Origin of the sequence: Agrobacterium sp. Azo12 (genome assembly GCF_029193765.2) — a bacterium.
Classification (GTDB): Bacteria; Pseudomonadota; Alphaproteobacteria; order Rhizobiales; family Rhizobiaceae; genus Agrobacterium.
The window spans coordinates 88,239-105,909 of record NZ_JARFYO020000004.1 but is presented as its reverse complement, the minus strand read 5'-3'; the positions used below and the strand labels follow the sequence as shown (position 1 = coordinate 105,909).

Below are 17,671 nucleotides of genomic sequence, written 5' to 3'. Positions count from 1 at the left end.
CCAAGGTTGGGGTCGAGGGTTCAAATCCCTTCGCCCGCTCCAAATCTCCCAAAAGGAGATAAATGCTCAAAACCGCCGCAAGGCGGTTTTTGCATTTCTGGCCTATGGTTTGTCAGTTTCCTTAACACCGTCCCACTGAATATGCGCCTTCAGCGGCAGGTGGTCAGAGGCGACGCGTGCCAGCGCCGAATCATGCACAGTCACCGAACCAATTAATTCTTTGCGGTTGGCGATGATTCGATCCAGTGCCAAGACCGGCAGGTTGGAAGGAAAGCTCGGCACCGCTGGCGGCAGAAAACCAAATGCATCACGAAATGTATTGAGTGACGATCCCTTTCCAAGCCGCCACTCATTAAGATCGCCCATCAGAATGGTTGGCAGGCCCTCACGTTCGCCCAAAAGCTCCAGCAATGCCCTCGCCTGTTGCGCTCTCGAATGCCGCAAAAGCCCGAAATGCGCAGCAATCACCCGTAGCGCGCCACCACGCTTCAATTCAAGTTCAGTGACCAGCGCACCGCGTGGCTCAAGACCGGGCAGTTTTACCGTGTGCACATCCCGGATTTTGCCTTCCTTGAACAGCAGCACGTTACCATGCCAGCCATGCGCCTTGCCTGCCGGTGCAATGGGCACGGCGACCAAGCCATTTTCGCGCTCCAGCCTCGCCAGATCGAGCAGGCCACGTCGTTCGCCGAAGCGGGTATCGGCTTCTTGGAGGGCAATAATGTCGGCTCCGATTTCCTGAATGACGCGACTGGTTCGCTCAGGGTCAAAACGGCCGTCCCGGCCAACGCATTTATGAACATTATAAGAGGCGATCACCGGCTGTGACGTGTCCATCAACACGCCGTGCTCCTGACGGCGTCGCCGATTTTTGATGGATGCCATTAGTGCGGCTTGCAGGCTCTCCGTCTTGGTCTTTTCCCTGATACGATTCACGAAATGCCATTCTCCTGCAATTACAGATAAGGTGAGGCCAGCCACAGAACCCGCTCGGTAAAGCGGACCAGAAACGGACGTGCACGTAACGCATCAAGGCTGACCGCGGTTGCGTTCTGGCGAGCCGTCTCCATGCGTTCAGCGATCTGGCGGGCGAAGGCTTCATCCAGCACTTCGATATCGATCTCAAAATTCAACCGCAGCGAGCGCGGGTCAAGGTTCGAAGAGCCGACATAGGACCAACGGTCGTCAATCACCATCAGCTTGGAGTGGTTGAAGGCACCTTCGGCGCGCCAGATACGGCAATAGTTCCTCAAAAGCTGGTCAAACTGCGCCGTCATGGCGTGGTCCACCAGCTTGAGATTGTTGCTGGCCGGCACAATCACATCCACCTGCACGCCGCGGCGCGCGGCCGTGATGATCGACGAGATCAACTCACGGTCAGGCAGGAAATAGGGCGACATGATCAGGATAGAGGAGCGTGCGACTGAGAACGCCCCCATCAGCATCTTGTGGCTGGTTTCGATACTCTTGTCAGGACCCGATGATGCAATACGCGCCATCAACGGAGAGCCCGGTTCGGCATCCGGCAGCACGATGTCCCACACAGGGCCGTCGAGAAGCTCGTCGGTGGTAAAACGCCAGTCCTCGGCAGCAATGGTAAACAGGTCGGCGACGATTGGTCCCGTTACCTTGAAATGTGTGTCGAGCGCGAAATCCTTGCCGGCAAATTCTCCGGTAAAACCTTCTCGTATGTTCATGCCGCCGGTAAAACAGAACTGCCCGTCGACAACCAGGATCTTGCGGTGCGTGCGCAGATTGGCATAGGGCAGCCTCAATCCCATCACCACCTGACCGTTGAACACGTCAGTGGTAACACCTTCTCGCTGCAGATGACCGACGATACTTGGCACGGAATAACGGGCACCCACGGCATCCACCAGCACCCGCACCTCAACACCGCGTTTTTTTGCCTGTGAGAGCGCCTCGACAAACCGCAGGCCAATACGGTCATGGTCGAAAATATAGGTTTCCAGAATGACGCTGCGTTGCGCCGCATGGATGGCATCCAGCATCGCCTTGTAGGCCGCGTCACCAGTTTCCAGCGGCGTTATGCTGTTGCCGGACGTCATCGCATGGCGGGTCACGCGGTCGGCCAGCGTCTTCATTGCCGCAAAACGACGTCCAAACAGCCGGGTGACAGTCTCGCCATCGACGTCATATTGCACAACGCGGTCCATTATACCGCCCTGCACCAGGGAGCGGTGCTGAATGATGGAGCTGCGCCTTATGCGGTTGATGCCGACAATAAAATAGATGACCGCACCAACGATAGGTGACAGCACGATCACACCGACCCAGCCGACGGCGGAGCGAACCTCTTCTTTGGTCATCGTGGCGTGGACGGCAGCGATCGTTCCCAGGACCACGGAAAGAACGGCAAGAATATGCGGCCAATAGGTCACGAACAGATCGAGCATTCATTGAATATAATACGGTTGTTGCGGCACGCAATGCGTGCCGCAATCAAAGGCTGTACTATCGCCGGAAATCCGTCGCCCGTCTTTCAGGGCATTTTAGCGCGATGACATTTCGCGAATGGGCGGCTCAGACCCTTCCGGCAGTGGGCTGATATAGGGCTTCCCTTTACGGCGCCTGACCAGATCAGCCCGTGCAGCCTCACGCAACTGTTCACTTTCCAGCGCAGCCAGACCTGTAGCCGCCATGACCTTGGCCACTGCCACCATGCCCTTGTGGGCCGCCGGGCTCTTGCCCTGCGCGACAAGTTGCCAGGTGTGGAACTGTGTGCCGATGGCGCAGGTTGGACCATCCGCCTGCACGGTTGGTACTACCCAGCTGACATCACCTACATCAGTCGAGCCGGTGCTCAATGTCGCGCGATCATGCGAAGGCACGACAAAATCCGTCAACGGAATATCCCGCTCCGGCAAGCTGAATGCGCGCCAGGTCGCCGCGATATCGTCGGGTGACAGCGCCTTGCGGATTTCCGTGGCAAAGGCACGGTCCTGCTCATCAAACTCAGGCACGCCCAACTGCTCCCATATATCCTGCATGACATCCATTAGTGGCGTGTTGGGCAAAAGATTGGAAACGGCACTGATCACTCGGCTCTCGACCGAGGTTTCCGTCATCAGCGTTGCGCCTTTGGCAACATTTTTGACACGCTCGATCAGCGACAGCATACCGTCGAGTTCTGGCGCACGCACCACATAGCGCACCTTGGCGCGTGCTTGCACCACATTGGGGGAAATGCCGCCCGTATCCAGCACTGCGTAATGGATGCGGCAATCAGACGGCATATGTTCGCGCAGATAATTGACCCCGACATTCATCAGTTCCACCGCATCAAGCGCGCTGCGTCCCAGATGCGGGTTTGCGCCGGCATGTGCAGCACGCCCCTTGAAGGTAAAGTCGACACGGGAATTGGCCAGTGTCGTGCTGCGCTGGACCCCCGCGAAATCACTGGGATGCCAGCAGATGGCAACATCGACATCATCAAACACACCGGCCCGCACCATAAAGGCCTTTGCCGCGCCACCTTCTTCTGCCGGGCAACCATAGTAACGCACGCGGCCAGCAATACCTGTTTCCGCCAGCCAGTCCTTCAACGCAGTCGCCGCCAGCAAGGACGCCGATCCAAGCAAATTGTGGCCGCAACCATGGCCATTGGCACCTTCGGTTTCAGGATCGTGGTTGGTGGCGCCCGCCTTCTGGCTCAAACCGGCCAGCGCATCATATTCACCCAGAAACGCAATGACCGGGCCACCTTTTCCCGCTTCGCCCATCAGGGCGGTTGGAATACCCGCCAGATCGGCCATGACGTTGAAGCCCTGTTTTTCCAGCATGCTGCGGTGTGCGGCGGCCGATGCCGTCTCCATGTAACAGGTCTCGGGTGTTCCCCATACGGTGTCGCTAAGCTCTATGAAGTCCTGCTTTTTATCCTCCACAATCTGCCAGATGCGTGGACGGTTGGAATCTTGCTTTGTCATGCTGAAATACTTTCGTGACAGTCCCGGAATAGGTGCTGGGCGTGACCATAGCTTTTCATGGTAAAATGAAAAGTGTCGCTTCAGGCCAGCCATGCGTAAACAACGGTGGAATATAATAAATTGCTATGCCATGAGAGGCGGCAATGAATGCTAAAGCCTGACAGAAGTGGCGCACCATCGCCGCTCCCGGGCTTCGATTGGAATGTGAGTGTCATGTCTGAAACCGTAAACGGCAGCGTCATCGCCATATCCAGCCAGGTCATGCGCGGTTCCGTCGGCAACCGCGCGGCGGCATTTGCCCTTGAAACACTGGGCTTTCCCGTATGGTCCGTTCCCACCATTGTCATGCCATGGCATCCCGGTCAGGGACCCTCCACCCGGTTGCGTTTTCCCGACGCGGATTTTGAAAAGGCGATGGACGATCTGGCCAATGCGCCATGGACCGGTGAAGTCAAAGCTGTACTAACGGGCTATTTCGGCAGCGCTGCGCAGGTGAGAGCCGTTGCACGGCTGATAAAGACCCTGCGGGAAAAGAACCCCGACCTGATTTACGCCTGCGACCCTGTCATGGGCGACAAGGGCGGGCTTTATGTGCCGCTGGAAACCGCGCAGGCCATTCTGGACGAGCTTATTCCACTTGCCTCGATTGCCACACCAAACCGTTATGAACTTGCGTGGATGAGTGGTGCAGACCTTGAAACCAATGCCACCATCATGGATGCGGCTCTGGCGCTTGGTCCTGCACGCATGCTGGTTACTTCGGCAGTGCCGATGATGGCAGGCGGTATCGGCAATCTGTTCCTCAGCGGTAAAGCCGCCTTGCTGGCTGAACACCGTTCGATCGACAATGTGCCAAACGGCCTGGGCGATTTGCTGGGCGCACTGTTTCTGGCGCGGGTGCTGCAAGGCATGAGCGATGAGAAGGCCCTGCAACTGGCAACGGCCAGCGTTTTTGAAATACTGGCACGCACCATGAAACGTGGCATGAATGAGCTGACGCTGGAAACCGACGCCTCAAGTCTTTCTACGCCAATGGCCATGGTACAGATGCGCCACCTGATGCATCCCAGCCGGGCGAAACAAAAATAACAGCTACTCGATCTGCCAAAAAGGTGTAGATCGAGCTCATTCAGAAAATGCGAAAATACAAAATCATGCGCATTTTCCGCAATCGGGCCTGTCCCTTGCTGCTTCGGGACAGACCTCACCAACTGATTGATATTCAGTCAAAGGAAGGATAATTCGAACCCATGCAGAATTTCCCCCCATCTCTTCTGTCTGGCTACAGAAACTTCATGAGCGGTCGCTACAAGGATGAAAGCGAACGTTATCGCGCCCTGGCTGAAACCGGTCAAAAACCTCAAACACTCTTTATCGCCTGTTGCGACTCCCGCGCTGCGCCCGAAACGATTTTCGATTGCGGTCCGGGAGAACTGTTCGTGATGCGCAACGTCGCTAACATGGTTCCGCCATTTGAGCCCGACGGCCAGTACCACGGCACATCCTCGGCGATCGAATATGCCGTTCAGGTCTTGAAGGTGAAGGACATTGTTGTGATGGGCCACGGCCGCTGCGGCGGCATCCAGGCAGCTCTCGACCCCAATCTGGCGCCCTTGTCGCCCGGCGACTTCATCGGCCGCTGGATGGGCCTTGTGAAACCCGCTGCCGAGCAAATCCAGAGCAACGACATCATGACGGCTGGCGAGCGCCAGACCGCACTTGAGCGCGTCTCGATCCGAAACTCCATCAACAACCTCATGACCTTCCCGTTCCTGAAAACCCAGGTCGAAGCTGGCAAAACGAAAATTCACGGCGCATGGTTCGACATCTCGACCGGTGAACTGTGGATCATGGACAGCAAAACGGGCGACTTTCGCCGCCCGGATGTGTGATTGAATTGAAGTGGTGACGGCCAGACTTACTGGCCGTCGATCGCCTGACCAATATGGGCAATCGCCTGCTGGTAAACGCTTGCAGCATTCCAGCCCTGAATGGCGGCATAGCTCGGCTGACCGGGCTGATAACCGGCACCACGAACCCAACCGTGACCCTTGAGGAAGTTTGCCGTCGAGGCAAGTGCATCGGCGCGCGAGCCAACCAGATCAACGCGACCGTCACGGTCAGCATCAACGCCGTAACGAACCACGTTCAGCGGCAAGAACTGCGTCTGGCCAATTTCGCCGTGTGCTGCACCCTTAGCGCTGGTCGACAGTGAGCCCTTGCCGACGAGCTGCAGAGCCGCATAAAGCTGCTCTGTGAAATATTCAGAACGACGGCAGTCATAAGACAGGGTCGCAACAGCAGACAGCGTGTGCTGGTTGCCCATGAAGCTGCCAAAACCGGTTTCCATGCCCCAGATTGCAATCAGCGGGCCAGCAGGAACGCCATAAGTCTTCTCCAGCTGCGCAAATAGCGCGGCATTGTTGCGCTTCATGGTCTTGCCACGGGAAATGATCATTGCGCCACCACGTTTCTGCATGAACTGGTCGAAGGACAGCTTGAAGCTGTGTTGGCCACGGTCGGCGCGAATGGTAGCGGTATTGTAGGTCACATTGGCAAAAGCGCGGTCAAGAACCGACTTGCTGACACCCTTGGCAGCGGCTTCACTCTTGAAGGCATCAACCCACTGCGAAAAACCAGCAGACGTATTGCCACATTGCGCAGCCATTACAGGCGCAGCCACCAAACCGGCAAACATCGCCACACCAAGGGAAAGTACCTTCATTGCCCGCATCAGAAATTCGTCCTCGATTGTTACTTCAGGGGAACTTCGCCCCTGACAGCGCACGGCCTTGTTGCCGCGTATAAATTGTAAAATGCCTGCTCATGGAAGAAGCGGCAAATAAACTGGCCGTGATGCGGCTAATTTAAAACCCGCCTCTTCTTAACTGAACAGGCGGGTTATATTCAACGTTTCTTACGAAAAAGTATCAAGCAGCAGCTTTGCGTGGCTTGATAAGGCCACGGTTGACCAGAAGCTCGGCAATCTGGATTGCGTTAAGGGCTGCACCCTTCCGCAGGTTGTCGGAAACAACCCAGATGTTCAGGCCGTTTTCAACCGTTGCGTCTTCACGGATACGCGAGATGTAGGTCGCATCTTCACCAGCACTCTCGACCGGCGTGATGTAGCCGCCGTCTTCATGCTTGTCGATGACGAGGCAACCTGGCGCTTCGCGCAGGATGTCACGAGCCTGATCGGCAGTGATCTCGTTTTCGAATTCGATGTTGACGGATTCCGAGTGACCGATGAACACAGGAACGCGAACAGCCGTGCAAGTGACCTTGATCTTTGGATCAAGCATCTTCTTGGTTTCAGCAAGAACCTTCCACTCTTCCTTCGTGTAACCGTCTTCCATGAACACGTCGATGTGCGGGATCACGTTGAAGGCGATACGCTTGGTGAACTTCTTGTTCTCGACCGGGTCAGCCACGAACACTGCGCGGGTCTGCGTGAACAGTTCGTCCATGCCTTCCTTGCCAGCGCCTGAAACGGACTGATAAGTGGACACGACAACACGCTTGATCTTGGCAAAGTCATGCAGCGGCTTCAGCGCGACAACGAGCTGCGCTGTCGAGCAATTCGGGTTGGCGATGATGTTCTTCTTACCAAAAGTATTGATGGCATCCGGGTTTACTTCCGGCACGATCAACGGAACTTCCTGATCATAGCGCCATGCGGAAGAGTTATCGATGACAACGCAACCCTGTGCGCCGATCTTCGGAGACCACTTCTTGGAAATATCGCCACCCGCCGACATCAGGCAGATATCGGTGTCGGAGAAATCGTAGTTTTCGAGTTTGGAAACCTTCAGCGTACGGTCACCGTAGGAAACTTCGGTACCCTGGCTGCGTGCCGAGGCCAGCGCCACAACTTCATCTGCTGGAAACCCTCGTTCTGCGAGGATATTGAGCATCTCGCGACCTACATTACCGGTGGCGCCTGCGATTGCAACTTTGAAACCCATAATCAAGCTCTCTTTCTTCTCTCCTCTTTTTGGTGAGGGGGAACCGCATTGCTGCGATTTCCTGTTCCCCAGCCAAACCGGGGAGAGAGCGGTGGCCAGAGACGTTAGACGGTTTTAATCGTCGTTTTGGCCATAATTCGGATAGAATAAGAAAAGCGTGGTAAAGCCCCGGCTTCATCAGCCGGTCTGTTGCATGCAGCAATGTCACAGACATTCAAATGCAAGGTCGCTCTCCCTTTCGAGGCAAGCTATTAGATGGTTTAGCGGTTCTGTCAAGGCTGTATCGGCTGAAAACTGGTCGCGAAACGCCTGTCATCAGGCAAAAGCTGCGGCACTTTTGCACAAGCAAATTAGACTAAAGTCATAATGCGAAAGCATCGCTCTTCCTCTCGTTAATTTTCTGTCAATCTATTCACTGGTGCATCGTGCCTTTTCAGGCAACCCGGAGGAGAGTTGGGTTCACGCGATGCGACCATTTTACATCTGTGGAGGACAGAAAATGGCAAACGCAGCAGCCGTAAGCGGCTCGTCCCGTCCAATGACGGGAGAGGAGAAGAAGGTGATTTTCGCCTCTTCCCTCGGAACAGTTTTTGAGTGGTACGACTTCTACCTTTACGGTTCGCTGGCCATCTATATCGGCGCGACCTTCTTCAGCCAGTATCCGGAAACGACGCGCAATATCTTCGCGCTTCTTGCCTTTGCCGCTGGCTTCCTCGTTCGCCCGTTCGGCGCGCTGGTGTTTGGCCGCCTCGGCGATCTGGTCGGTCGTAAATACACCTTCCTCGTCACCATCCTCATCATGGGCGTTTCCACGTTCCTCGTTGGTGTTCTGCCGGGTGCGGACACCATCGGTATCGCCGCTCCAATCATCCTGATCATCCTGCGCATGCTGCAAGGCCTGGCACTGGGCGGTGAATACGGCGGTGCTGCCACCTATGTGGCCGAACACGCTCCTAACGGACGTCGCGGTTACTTCACCTCATGGATCCAGACAACAGCGACGCTTGGTCTGTTCCTGTCGTTGGTCGTCATTCTTGGCGTGCAGTTTGCCGTTGGCAAGGAAGCCTTTGCTGCCTGGGGCTGGCGCATTCCGTTCCTTCTGTCCGTCGCACTTCTGGGTGTTTCGGTCTGGATTCGTATGAAAATGAACGAATCCCCCGCCTTTAAAAAAATGAAGGACGAAGGCAAGCAGTCCAAGGCACCGTTGACGGAAGCTTTTGGTCAGTGGAAGAACGCCAAGATTGCCATTCTGGCGCTGATCGGTGCAGTTATCGGTCAGGCTGTGGTCTGGTACACAGGCCAGTTCTACGCGCTATTCTTCCTTCAGAGCATTTTGAAGGTTGATGGGCAATCGGCGAACATCATGGTCGCCTGCGCGCTGATCCTCGGCACCGGCTTCTTCGTACTGTTCGGTTGGCTGTCCGACAAGATCGGCCGCAAGCCGATCATCATGGCTGGCCTTCTGCTGGCGATGCTGACTTATTTCCCGCTGTTTAAAACCCTGACATGGGCCGGCAACCCGGCATTGGCACAGGCGCAGCAGGATGTTCGTGCAACGGTGACTGCCGCACCGGGCGACTGCAAATTCCAGTTCAACCCAACCGGTACTGCCAAATTCACCACCTCATGTGATATCGCAACGGCGTTCCTGACACGCAACTCCGTACCTTATGATGTTGTGATGACAGCTCCGGCCGGTACTCCAGCAACGGTTGCCGTCGGTGGCGCCACCATCAACAGCTATGACGCTGTTGCAGCGGGCGATCAGGCAGCGGCACTGAGCAACACCTTCCAGAAGCAGGTCAACATTGCCCTTCACGATGGTGGTTACCCGCTGGTCCGCGGCCCTGCAAAGGTGCCGGATGCCAAGCTGGATGCCTTCATTGCAGCCAACCCGGAACTCAATCTCAATGCAGAAGCGGTTCGCGCTGGCGAAAAGGCCGTGGTCCCGGCCGACAAGCTGGTGGCTGACAAGCTGGCAACGACGGCGGAACTGAACGGCGCATCGGAAATGGCGGTTTACACCATTGCCGGTGGTGGTGGCTTCACCATGGTGTCCGATCCGGCCGCGGTGAACTGGACAGTCATCATCGCTGTACTGACGGTTCTGGTGATCTATGTGACCATGGTCTACGGCCCGATTGCCGCTTTGCTGGTCGAACTGTTCCCGACCCGCATTCGTTACACCGGCATGTCGCTGCCATACCATATTGGTAACGGTTGGTTTGGGGGTCTGCTTCCGGCAACGGCTTTCGCGATGAGCGCGGCCAAGGGCGATATCTATTATGGCCTCTGGTACCCGATCATCTTTGCAGGGATCACGCTGGTCATCGGCCTGCTGTTCCTGCCTGAAACCAAGGACCGCGATATCCACGCAATGGATTGATCACCTTGCACGACCAAAAGAAAACCCGGCGCAAGACGCCGGGTTTTTTATATCTGCCTTTATGTTCAACACACCATCGGGCACACAGCCTTTGAGCGGCAATTCATTGTGTTGGCAGCGATTGGCTTTGCACCTCACCGCCTTGCATCCTGAACATCTGCGCAAAAAACTGTTCATCCGACAGGCGACGAAGCACCGCCGCAATCATCGCCGTTACAACCACAGCAAACACCACGCGCCCGACAAGAATGCCGTAGACGTCAGCGCCAAGCGAAATCATGATCAGCGTATCCTCGATCACGCTATGCGCAAATCCCATGAAGACGCAGGACAAAAAAATTTGACGCGGAGATACCGTTCCCGAACGAGCCTCGCGGATCAGCAGGCCGGCACCATAGGAAATTCCAAGGAATAGTCCGACAGCCGTCAGATGGCCCGCCTCGCCTCGGATACCGGCAAGCCGCAACACCGGCTCAAGGGCTTTCATCATCCATGCCATCACCCCCGTCACTTTCAGCAGTTCAAGCGCCCAGAACAGCGCAAAAAGGATAACGAACATCAAGACCATGGTTTCGCCAAGGCTCCAGAAATATTCGCTCCACTGCGGCGTGACGCTGAGCGGGATCCAGGCCGGATTAACCGGCGCCGACAACCAGTCCATGGCCTGCAAAACATGATGCAGAAGAAAGGCGTAGAGCAGACCGCCTGCAACACGCAGCACGGTGGTGACAACCATGCCAGGACCAGCCTTCTGGATAATCTTCTGCTCGATAGGTAGACCGTGCGCAAACAGGATCAGTGCCGAAAAGACAGTGATATCCGCAACAGTCAGCGACGAGACCGGCACAAGCGCAAAAATAAGCGGCACCGCGCCCCAGATCCCGACCAGCATTGCCGTCAGCCATGCCAGACCAAGTTCATTGGGCAGGCCAACCAGGCTCATCACAGGGGAAAAGGCCGGCGCGACCGCCTCGATCACTCCCATGCGCGACAGAAGCTCCGTCAGAAGGGCGATGGGAACGGTAATCCGGACAAGCACCCAATAAATATCGATGGTATCGCGCGTTTTTAGCATGAAGGTTGATAGCAGTGGCTGCATCAGAGGCTCCTTTGACTGTGCCCTGATCTGCTACCGCAGGCCCATTCGAATTTTTGGTCAAAGATTGCAGCTTCGTGCAATCTTATTGCAAATCCAATTTCATGAGCCTTATGTTGCCAGCATGGACAAGATCGATCAGAAACTACTCAACCTCATGCAACGCGATGCATCACGCACCAATGTCGAAATGGCCGACGAGGTGGGTCTTTCGCCGTCCAGTTGCCTGCGGCGGGTGCAGCGGCTCCACAAATCGGGGATCATTGATCGCATCGTGGCGATCCTCAATCCCTCGAAAGCCGGGCGTGGCATCAAGGCATGGGTGACGGTTGAGCTGAAACTGCATGGCGAACAGCATATGCGCCGGTTTCTGGATCTTGCATCTGCTGAGGCCGCCGTGACACAGGCCTATGCCGTCACCGGTGAAGCGGATGTCGTGCTGATGTTGCGACTGCGCGACATGGAAGAGTTCGATGCACTCTGTGAGCGGCTGTTTCGGGATCAAACCAATGTCGCAAGGTTCTTCACTATGGTCGTCATCCGCACGGCAAAAGAAGAAACCGCCATCCGTCTTTAAAGGACGCTGGGTTACAGCGTCCGGTAACTGCGGTTGAAATAGAGCAGCGCTTCACCCTGCCCGTTATGGCGAATGCATTGCACATCGCAGATCAATATGTCGTGGGTGCCACCATCATGAATGTCACGCACCACGCAATCCAGCGACACCATGGCACCGTCAAGCGCCGGTGAACCAGTTTCAAGCCGTGACCAGACACCGGCTGCGAAACGTTCCACCATCGGTGTCTTTCCGCCAAACAATGCACTGAGGGTCTGGTGCTCCGACGTCAGCGTGTTGATGCAGACGACGCGGTTTTTGATAACCGATGGATGGGCGGACGAGGCCCGGTTGATGCAGACCAGCATGGTTGGTGGATTGTCTGAGACACTACATACCGCTGTTGCGGCAAAGCCAGCCATGCCACCTTCCCCGTCTGTTGTCACGATATTAACCGCTGCGGCCAGATGCGACATGGCATTACGAAATGCCAAACTGTGCTCAGCCGAAGATGGTGTTGTATCCTGCGTGGTCACGGTCAGAATTTGTGCCTGCATCGGTTCATCCTGCTTTCACAACAACAGGCCCGAAATCGTATTTCAAAGGACCTGATTTCAATTTTGAAAATCGCTGCGCCAGTACCGTCGGAACAAGCGCATGGCGCAATCACGTCACGCCAGCACGCATGCCTCTTCAAAAGACAGGCGCGGCAATCGGCCGAACAATTTCGAAGGATCACCGTGGCCGAGATTGATCAAGAAGTTGGATTTCCAGCTGGTCCCGGCAAAAAATGCCTCATCGACCTTTGCCTTGTCGAAACCGGACATCGGCCCCGTATCCAGTCCCAGACTACGCGCCGCCAAGATGAGATAACCTGCCTGCAAGGTTCCATTGCGGAACGCGGTTTCCTCTGCAACGGCAGGGCTTGAGGTAAACCAGGACTTGGCATCCGCATGTGGGAAGAGTTCCGGCAGTTTCTCAAAGAACTGCGCATCGATTGCGGCGATCACCGTGACCGGTGCTGCCATGGTCTTTTCCAGATTGCCCGAAGACAAGGCCGGACGCAGTTTTTCCTTGGCCTCAGCCGAGCGCACGAACACAAAGCGCGCTGGCGAGCAATTGGCCGATGTTGGCCCCATGCGGGTCAGTTCGTAAATTTTCTGCAGTTCCGCATCGGTCACGGGCTGATCGCTCCAGCCATTATGGGTCCGTGCTTCTGTAAACAGCGCAGCCAGCGCGTTGCTATCAAGTGGCAATGTCATGACGTTCCGTTTCCGTTTTGATTGCTGCTTTTTCCTGCAACAGGAAAGCCAGCATATCCTTATTGAAGCGTGTCGCTTCAGTGATGTTGACCGCATGGGCACCGAAGTCGGCAAGCAAAAGCTTGGCGTTGGGCAAGCCATCGGCCAGCCTTATAGAGCGCGTGTAGGGCACAAGCAGATCATCTTTTGTCGCAGTCACCCAGGTCTCAGTGTCGATCGCACCAAGACGGTCATCGATATCGAATGCCCGCAGTGCCGCAATGCGTCGCAACACATTGGTCTTGCCCTGAAAATGGGCGATGCCGTGCGCTTCATCTGCAGCCATTCGCTCGGAATGTTCACTCATCCACACGGCAGGATAGAGAAACAGCGGCTGCGCTTTCACAAACGCCTCGACACCGGAATTTTCCAGAAGCGAAATGCGCGTATCGAAACACCGGCCCGAATGCGGATCCGCTTTGCTCCACGCATTGATCAGCAGCAGTTTGCCAAGCATGTCAGGCTGGCGCAGTGCCAGCTCAAGTCCAATAAGACCGCCCAGCGCATGCCCCATGAAATGAAACCGCGTCAGCTTCAATGCATCGGCAATCTGCAGCACATCGTCGACCATGGCGGAAATACCGCCCTGTTCAGGCACCTCTCCGCCGGTGCGACCAGTTCCACGATGATCATAGGTCACAACGCGGAAATGTTCGGCAAGATCAGCTATCTGTGGTGCCCAATAGCTTCCCGATCCCCCCAGTCCTGAAGACAGGAGGATCGTTTCGACATCGACGCCCTGTTGGCCGTGAACCTCGAAATACATCTGGCCTATTTCCCACCAATATGGGCAACGGTTGCAATTTCCACCAGCGCATCCGGTTTGACCAGGCCGCACTGAATGCAATAGCGGGCCGGTTTGTCACCCGGGAAATATTCGGCATAGACCTTGTTGACGGCCTGATAATTTGCCCAGTCGGTGATGAAAATATGGTTCATCGTCACATCGTCCATGGTGCCACCGGCAGTCTCAATTACCGATTTGATGGTTTCCAACACATGGCGCGTCTGCGCGCCGGCATCGCCCACATGCACAACATCGTTGTTCTTGTCGAAAGGCAGGGTGCCGGACACATAAACAACGCCATCAGCAAGGGTGCCGGGTGAATAGGGAGCAATCGGCTTCTGGGTGCCTTCCGGGACAATAATCGATTTCGGCATTTCAATTCTCCTCTTGGAACGGGTGATGACGACGTTCAGGCGTTTTCCGGTGCAGCCTGCGAAATGACGGCGCAAAAATCATTGACCGTCGCGACCCAGCCGAAAAACTTCTCGATGTTGTAGACCGTGGCCTGCTGAATGAAGTCAGGGCCGAGATGATGGGTGGCGTCTTCCAGCATCACCCCGAAATATTCGAGGTGGAATGCGTCTCGTAGCGACGATTCAACACAAACATTGGTGGCAATTCCCACAAAGACCAGATTGCGAATGCCACTCGCCCGCAGCACGCTGTCCATATTGGTGTTGAAGAACCCGCTGTAACGGGTCTTTGGCACAAGGATGTCGCCCGGCTGGGGTTGCAGCTCATCGACAATAGCGTAGTCCCAGGTGCCTTTGGCCAGTAACTTGCCCTGCAGATCCGGCCGCGCCCGCATGGTTTTTAGGGCATTGGACTTGTGCCAGTTGGGAGAACCCGGGCCACCCGCCTCGACATAGTCCTTGTCCCAGCCATTCTGGAAATAGATCACCTGCACCCCGGCAGCCCGCGCCGCATCCAGCGTTTTGCCAATATTGGCAATGGTGGATTTGGCACCGGAAATATCAAAACCAGCCAGATCGACATAACCGCCTTCGGTGGAATAGGCATTTTGCATGTCCACCACCACGACAGCCGTTTCCGATGGTTTGAGTGTGATCGGCTCTGGTCGCGCCGGCAGCGTTACACTTTGTGTGCGGCTTTTTGGGGCAACATATCCTGCAACAACGGGCTCGCTCATTCTGCAGCCTCCAGTGCAGGCTTGATGTGCTGGCGGCATTTCATCAGCGGCTGGATTTTGGTGCCAAAATCTTCAACGCCCTTCACAAAGTCATCGAAGGTCAGCAACACGCCGCCGGTCCCCGGAACCGTTGGAACTTCATCCAGCATCCTGGCCACCGTCTCATAGGACCCGACCAGCGTGCCCATGTTGATATTCACGGCAGAGACCGGGTCGGCCATCTGGCGGATATTAGTGTCGGAGCCGGATTTGGTGTCGGCAGCCCCCTGCAGACCGAGCCAGGAAATGGCCTCCTGATCAGCACCGGCCTTATAATGTTCCCACTTGGCGCGAGCCGCCTCATCCGTTTCATCGGCAATCACCATGAACAGCACAAAGGACGAGACATCACGGCCAGTCTTGGCGGTCGCTTCTATCAAACGTTCCGCGGCAGGTGCAAAAGCGGTTGGCGTGTTGACGCCAACACCAAAGCAGAAATTGTAATCAGCATATTTGGCGGAAAATTCCATGCCGGCATTGGATGAACCGGCACAGATGACCTTCATGTCAGCCTGCGGACGCGGGCTGAGACGGCAATCCTCCATCTTGAAGTAGTCGCCCTTGAAGTCACTCTGGCCATGTTCCCACAACTCACGCAGCACGGTGGCGTATTCGCCAAGATAGTCATACCGTTTGGAGAAATATTCATCGCCCGGCCACATGCCCATCTGGGAATATTCCGGACGCTGCCAACCCGTAACCAGATTGAGACCAAAACGGCCATTGGAGATGCTGTCGATGGTCGAGGCCATGCGTGCCACGATCGCCGGTGGCATGACCAGCGTTGCCGCCGTCGCAAACAGTTTGATCTTGGTTGTGACTGCCGCAAGACCGGACATCAGCGTGAAGGATTCCAGATTGTGATCCCAGAATTCCGTCTTGCCGCCAAAGCCGCGCAGCTTGATCATCGACAGCACGAAATCGAGGCCATATTTTTCGGCCTTGAGCGTAATTTCTTTGTTCAGTTCAAAAGTCGGTTTGTACTGCGGCGCATTTTCAGACAGCAGCCAGCCATTGTTACCGATAGGAATGAAAACGCCGATTTCCATGTCAACACTCTCCTGTGCCAATGCCTCAAGGGCGAGAATTCTTGACAAAAGAGAAGCAGGTTCCGTGCCAGATTATAAAATCAATATATTTCAATAATTTGGACAGTTGGTATTTTAGAGTTTTTATCAGAAGATAAAATTTTTATCATTTGATAAAATATTTTCGCCCAATAAATCGCCCGAGATCATTATTTAGGCACCTGTCGGAAATCAGCCCGCCGCTACTCAATGAGCGTAGAAATCCGGCGCTTGAAAGCTGGTGATGCGAGACTCAACAACGCACCTGCAGGACCTGCACTTGTTTGCTTCATTCGCGGTACCCAGATAGCGTCTGACATTTATGTTGCATGCGAGTATCAATGAACGACACACCCCATCCGCCCATCCGTACCGAACGCCTGACATTGCGACAATTTGCCAGAGATGATCTGGCCGCCTACAGCGCCTATCACACACGCGCCGATGTCTATCGCTTTCTTTACACCGCACCACCTGCGGCAGAAGCGCTGAAAGCCCAGTTTGAGGCAGTGCTGTCAGCACCTTTTGCAAATGATGGTGACACACTGCGTCTGGCGGTGACGCGGTCCCAGGACGGCGCACTGATCGGTGAAGTTATTTTGAAAATTGCCAGCAAGGCTGCCCTGCAGGCGGAAGTCGGCTACATCTTCAACCCCGCCTTTGCCGGTAAGGGATATGCAACGGAGGCTGTGCGCGCGATCATTGATCTGGGATTTGACCAGCTCGGCTATCACCGCATTTTTGCCCGACTAGATACACTCAATCATGGATCGATTGGCGTCGTTGAACTGCTGAATATGCGCAAGGAAGCGCACCTCATCCAGAATGACCGGTTCAACGACACCTGGGGTGATGAGTTCATCTACGCCATGCTGAAATCCGAATGGCAGGCCTCATACGCCCAAGACATGAGAAGTAACCCATGAACCTCATCGAAGAACGGGTCGCCATGGCGCGCGCCGGTACAAACCCGTTTGTTATTTCCCGCCTGCCTTCCGGCTGGCTGGTTATTGGCGATGTGCAGCCACTTCCCGGATATTGTCTACTGCTGGCCGACCCAGTTGTGCCCAGCCTCAACGCACTCGACACCAGACAGCGGATGGAATTCCTTCATGACATGGCTATGGTCGGCGACGCATTACTCGCGGTGACTGGCTGCGACCGCGTCAATTACGAAATATGGGGCAATAGTGAACCTGCCCTGCACGCCCATATTATGCCACGCTATGCGACAGAAGCCGATGGCAAACGTCAGCGGCCGGCCTGCATGGGATACTCCTGGAGCGATTCCCCCAAATCATCCAGCGATGAATATAAGGACCTCAAGGACAAGCTGCGGGCCTATCTGAAACAGAAATATCAGCCGGCCTGAGACCC

At 55.5% G+C, this 17,671-nt stretch carries 18 protein-coding genes; 6 read left to right on the top strand and 12 right to left on the bottom strand.

Annotation, left to right across the window (positions count from 1 at the left end):
• Window positions 1–102 precede the first annotated feature (102 nt).
• From PYL13_RS26640 to PYL13_RS26630, 3 genes are all read right to left on the bottom strand, one after another.
• A complete protein-coding gene (locus PYL13_RS26640; RefSeq protein ID WP_259149508.1) occupies window positions 103–885 on the bottom strand; it encodes an endonuclease/exonuclease/phosphatase family protein in 783 nt (260 codons plus the stop codon).
• Window positions 886–956: 71 nt separating this feature from the next.
• Window positions 957–2,417: a phospholipase D-like domain-containing protein gene (locus PYL13_RS26635; RefSeq protein ID WP_250985592.1), complete on the bottom strand. Its 1,461-nt coding sequence runs from the start codon at window positions 2,415–2,417 to the stop codon at window positions 957–959.
• Window positions 2,418–2,513: 96 nt separating this feature from the next.
• A complete protein-coding gene (locus PYL13_RS26630) occupies window positions 2,514–3,947 on the bottom strand; it encodes a M20 family metallopeptidase (protein WP_275643708.1) in 1,434 nt (477 codons plus the stop codon).
• A 213-nt stretch (window positions 3,948–4,160) separates the two neighbouring features.
• Between PYL13_RS26630 and pdxY the strand changes: the two genes are divergently transcribed.
• Both pdxY and PYL13_RS26620 read left to right on the top strand, forming a co-directional pair.
• Window positions 4,161–5,036, top strand: coding sequence for a pyridoxal kinase PdxY (gene pdxY, locus PYL13_RS26625; RefSeq protein WP_275643709.1), 876 nt, complete (start codon window positions 4,161–4,163; stop codon window positions 5,034–5,036).
• Window positions 5,037–5,197: 161 nt separating this feature from the next.
• Window positions 5,198–5,839 (top strand): carbonic anhydrase, encoded by a 642-nt coding sequence (locus PYL13_RS26620; protein WP_192491465.1) that lies wholly within the window; start codon window positions 5,198–5,200, stop codon window positions 5,837–5,839.
• Window positions 5,840–5,865: 26 nt separating this feature from the next.
• Here the strand turns inward: PYL13_RS26620 and PYL13_RS26615 are convergent, their stop codons facing one another.
• Together PYL13_RS26615 and PYL13_RS26610 are read right to left on the bottom strand one after the other, a co-directional pair.
• Window positions 5,866–6,681: a lytic murein transglycosylase gene (locus PYL13_RS26615; RefSeq protein WP_275643710.1), complete on the bottom strand. Its 816-nt coding sequence runs from the start codon at window positions 6,679–6,681 to the stop codon at window positions 5,866–5,868.
• 196 nt (window positions 6,682–6,877) lie between these two features.
• Window positions 6,878–7,912: an aspartate-semialdehyde dehydrogenase gene (locus PYL13_RS26610; RefSeq protein ID WP_275643711.1), complete on the bottom strand. Its 1,035-nt coding sequence runs from the start codon at window positions 7,910–7,912 to the stop codon at window positions 6,878–6,880.
• 499 nt (window positions 7,913–8,411) lie between these two features.
• Between PYL13_RS26610 and PYL13_RS26605 the strand changes: the two genes are divergently transcribed.
• Window positions 8,412–10,298 (top strand): MFS transporter, encoded by a 1,887-nt coding sequence (locus PYL13_RS26605; RefSeq protein ID WP_275643712.1) that lies wholly within the window; start codon window positions 8,412–8,414, stop codon window positions 10,296–10,298.
• 103 nt (window positions 10,299–10,401) lie between these two features.
• Here the strand turns inward: PYL13_RS26605 and PYL13_RS26600 are convergent, their stop codons facing one another.
• Window positions 10,402–11,397: a nucleoside recognition domain-containing protein gene (locus PYL13_RS26600; RefSeq protein WP_275643713.1), complete on the bottom strand. Its 996-nt coding sequence runs from the start codon at window positions 11,395–11,397 to the stop codon at window positions 10,402–10,404.
• A gap of 121 nt (window positions 11,398–11,518) precedes the next feature.
• Between PYL13_RS26600 and PYL13_RS26595 the strand changes: the two genes are divergently transcribed.
• The gene (locus tag PYL13_RS26595; RefSeq protein WP_250985587.1) at window positions 11,519–11,971 is read left to right on the top strand and encodes an Lrp/AsnC family transcriptional regulator; all 453 of its coding nucleotides are present in this window, start codon (window positions 11,519–11,521) and stop codon (window positions 11,969–11,971) included.
• Between the two features lie 11 nt (window positions 11,972–11,982).
• On the opposite strand, the gene PYL13_RS26590 is transcribed toward PYL13_RS26595, so the two are convergent.
• From PYL13_RS26590 to rutA, 6 genes are all read right to left on the bottom strand, one after another.
• Window positions 11,983–12,507 carry a flavin reductase gene (locus tag PYL13_RS26590; RefSeq protein WP_259149398.1) on the bottom strand — a complete coding sequence of 175 codons (525 nt, stop codon included), beginning with the start codon at window positions 12,505–12,507 and terminating at the stop codon, window positions 11,983–11,985.
• Between the two features lie 114 nt (window positions 12,508–12,621).
• Window positions 12,622–13,212: a malonic semialdehyde reductase gene (locus tag PYL13_RS26585; RefSeq protein ID WP_259149406.1), complete on the bottom strand. Its 591-nt coding sequence runs from the start codon at window positions 13,210–13,212 to the stop codon at window positions 12,622–12,624.
• The gene (gene rutD, locus PYL13_RS26580; RefSeq protein ID WP_275643714.1) at window positions 13,196–14,017 is read right to left on the bottom strand and encodes a pyrimidine utilization protein D; all 822 of its coding nucleotides are present in this window, start codon (window positions 14,015–14,017) and stop codon (window positions 13,196–13,198) included. Before rutD ends, PYL13_RS26585 begins: the two co-directional genes overlap by 17 nt.
• Window positions 14,018–14,022: 5 nt before the next feature.
• On the bottom strand, window positions 14,023–14,412 hold the full coding sequence (gene rutC, locus PYL13_RS26575; protein ID WP_250985583.1) for a pyrimidine utilization protein C: 390 nt from the start codon (window positions 14,410–14,412) through the stop codon (window positions 14,023–14,025).
• Between the two features lie 35 nt (window positions 14,413–14,447).
• The gene (gene rutB / locus PYL13_RS26570; RefSeq protein WP_275643715.1) at window positions 14,448–15,188 is read right to left on the bottom strand and encodes a pyrimidine utilization protein B; all 741 of its coding nucleotides are present in this window, start codon (window positions 15,186–15,188) and stop codon (window positions 14,448–14,450) included.
• Window positions 15,185–16,276, bottom strand: a complete 1,092-nt coding sequence (gene rutA / locus PYL13_RS26565; protein WP_275643716.1) for a pyrimidine utilization protein A — start codon at window positions 16,274–16,276, stop codon at window positions 15,185–15,187. Before rutA ends, rutB begins: the two co-directional genes overlap by 4 nt.
• Window positions 16,277–16,635: 359 nt before the next feature.
• On the opposite strand from rutA, the gene PYL13_RS26560 reads away from it, so the two are divergent.
• Window positions 16,636–17,220, top strand: a complete 585-nt coding sequence (locus PYL13_RS26560) for a GNAT family N-acetyltransferase (RefSeq protein ID WP_275643717.1) — start codon at window positions 16,636–16,638, stop codon at window positions 17,218–17,220.
• Window positions 17,217–17,666, top strand: a complete 450-nt coding sequence (locus PYL13_RS26555; protein WP_250985579.1) for an HIT family protein — start codon at window positions 17,217–17,219, stop codon at window positions 17,664–17,666. The genes PYL13_RS26560 and PYL13_RS26555 overlap by 4 nt, the downstream gene beginning before the upstream one ends.
• Window positions 17,667–17,671: the final 5 nt, after the last annotated feature.

What these genes read in the sequence shown, in the direction of transcription:
- PYL13_RS26640 (WP_259149508.1), bottom strand. Translation starts at nt 885, where the DNA reads ATGGCATCCATCAAAAATCGGCGACGCCGTCAGGAGCACGGCGTGTTG.
- PYL13_RS26635 (WP_250985592.1), bottom strand. Translation starts at nt 2,417, where the DNA reads ATGCTCGATCTGTTCGTGACCTATTGGCCGCATATTCTTGCCGTTCTT.
- PYL13_RS26630 (WP_275643708.1), bottom strand. Translation starts at nt 3,947, where the DNA reads ATGACAAAGCAAGATTCCAACCGTCCACGCATCTGGCAGATTGTGGAG.
- pdxY (WP_275643709.1), top strand. Translation starts at nt 4,161, where the DNA reads ATGTCTGAAACCGTAAACGGCAGCGTCATCGCCATATCCAGCCAGGTC.
- PYL13_RS26620 (WP_192491465.1), top strand. Translation starts at nt 5,198, where the DNA reads ATGCAGAATTTCCCCCCATCTCTTCTGTCTGGCTACAGAAACTTCATG.
- PYL13_RS26615 (WP_275643710.1), bottom strand. Translation starts at nt 6,681, where the DNA reads ATGCGGGCAATGAAGGTACTTTCCCTTGGTGTGGCGATGTTTGCCGGT.
- PYL13_RS26610 (WP_275643711.1), bottom strand. Translation starts at nt 7,912, where the DNA reads ATGGGTTTCAAAGTTGCAATCGCAGGCGCCACCGGTAATGTAGGTCGC.
- PYL13_RS26605 (WP_275643712.1), top strand. Translation starts at nt 8,412, where the DNA reads ATGGCAAACGCAGCAGCCGTAAGCGGCTCGTCCCGTCCAATGACGGGA.
- PYL13_RS26600 (WP_275643713.1), bottom strand. Translation starts at nt 11,397, where the DNA reads ATGCAGCCACTGCTATCAACCTTCATGCTAAAAACGCGCGATACCATC.
- PYL13_RS26595 (WP_250985587.1), top strand. Translation starts at nt 11,519, where the DNA reads ATGGACAAGATCGATCAGAAACTACTCAACCTCATGCAACGCGATGCA.
- PYL13_RS26590 (WP_259149398.1), bottom strand. Translation starts at nt 12,507, where the DNA reads ATGCAGGCACAAATTCTGACCGTGACCACGCAGGATACAACACCATCT.
- PYL13_RS26585 (WP_259149406.1), bottom strand. Translation starts at nt 13,212, where the DNA reads ATGACATTGCCACTTGATAGCAACGCGCTGGCTGCGCTGTTTACAGAA.
- rutD (WP_275643714.1), bottom strand. Translation starts at nt 14,017, where the DNA reads ATGTATTTCGAGGTTCACGGCCAACAGGGCGTCGATGTCGAAACGATC.
- rutC (WP_250985583.1), bottom strand. Translation starts at nt 14,412, where the DNA reads ATGCCGAAATCGATTATTGTCCCGGAAGGCACCCAGAAGCCGATTGCT.
- rutB (WP_275643715.1), bottom strand. Translation starts at nt 15,188, where the DNA reads ATGAGCGAGCCCGTTGTTGCAGGATATGTTGCCCCAAAAAGCCGCACA.
- rutA (WP_275643716.1), bottom strand. Translation starts at nt 16,276, where the DNA reads ATGGAAATCGGCGTTTTCATTCCTATCGGTAACAATGGCTGGCTGCTG.
- PYL13_RS26560 (WP_275643717.1), top strand. Translation starts at nt 16,636, where the DNA reads ATGAACGACACACCCCATCCGCCCATCCGTACCGAACGCCTGACATTG.
- PYL13_RS26555 (WP_250985579.1), top strand. Translation starts at nt 17,217, where the DNA reads ATGAACCTCATCGAAGAACGGGTCGCCATGGCGCGCGCCGGTACAAAC.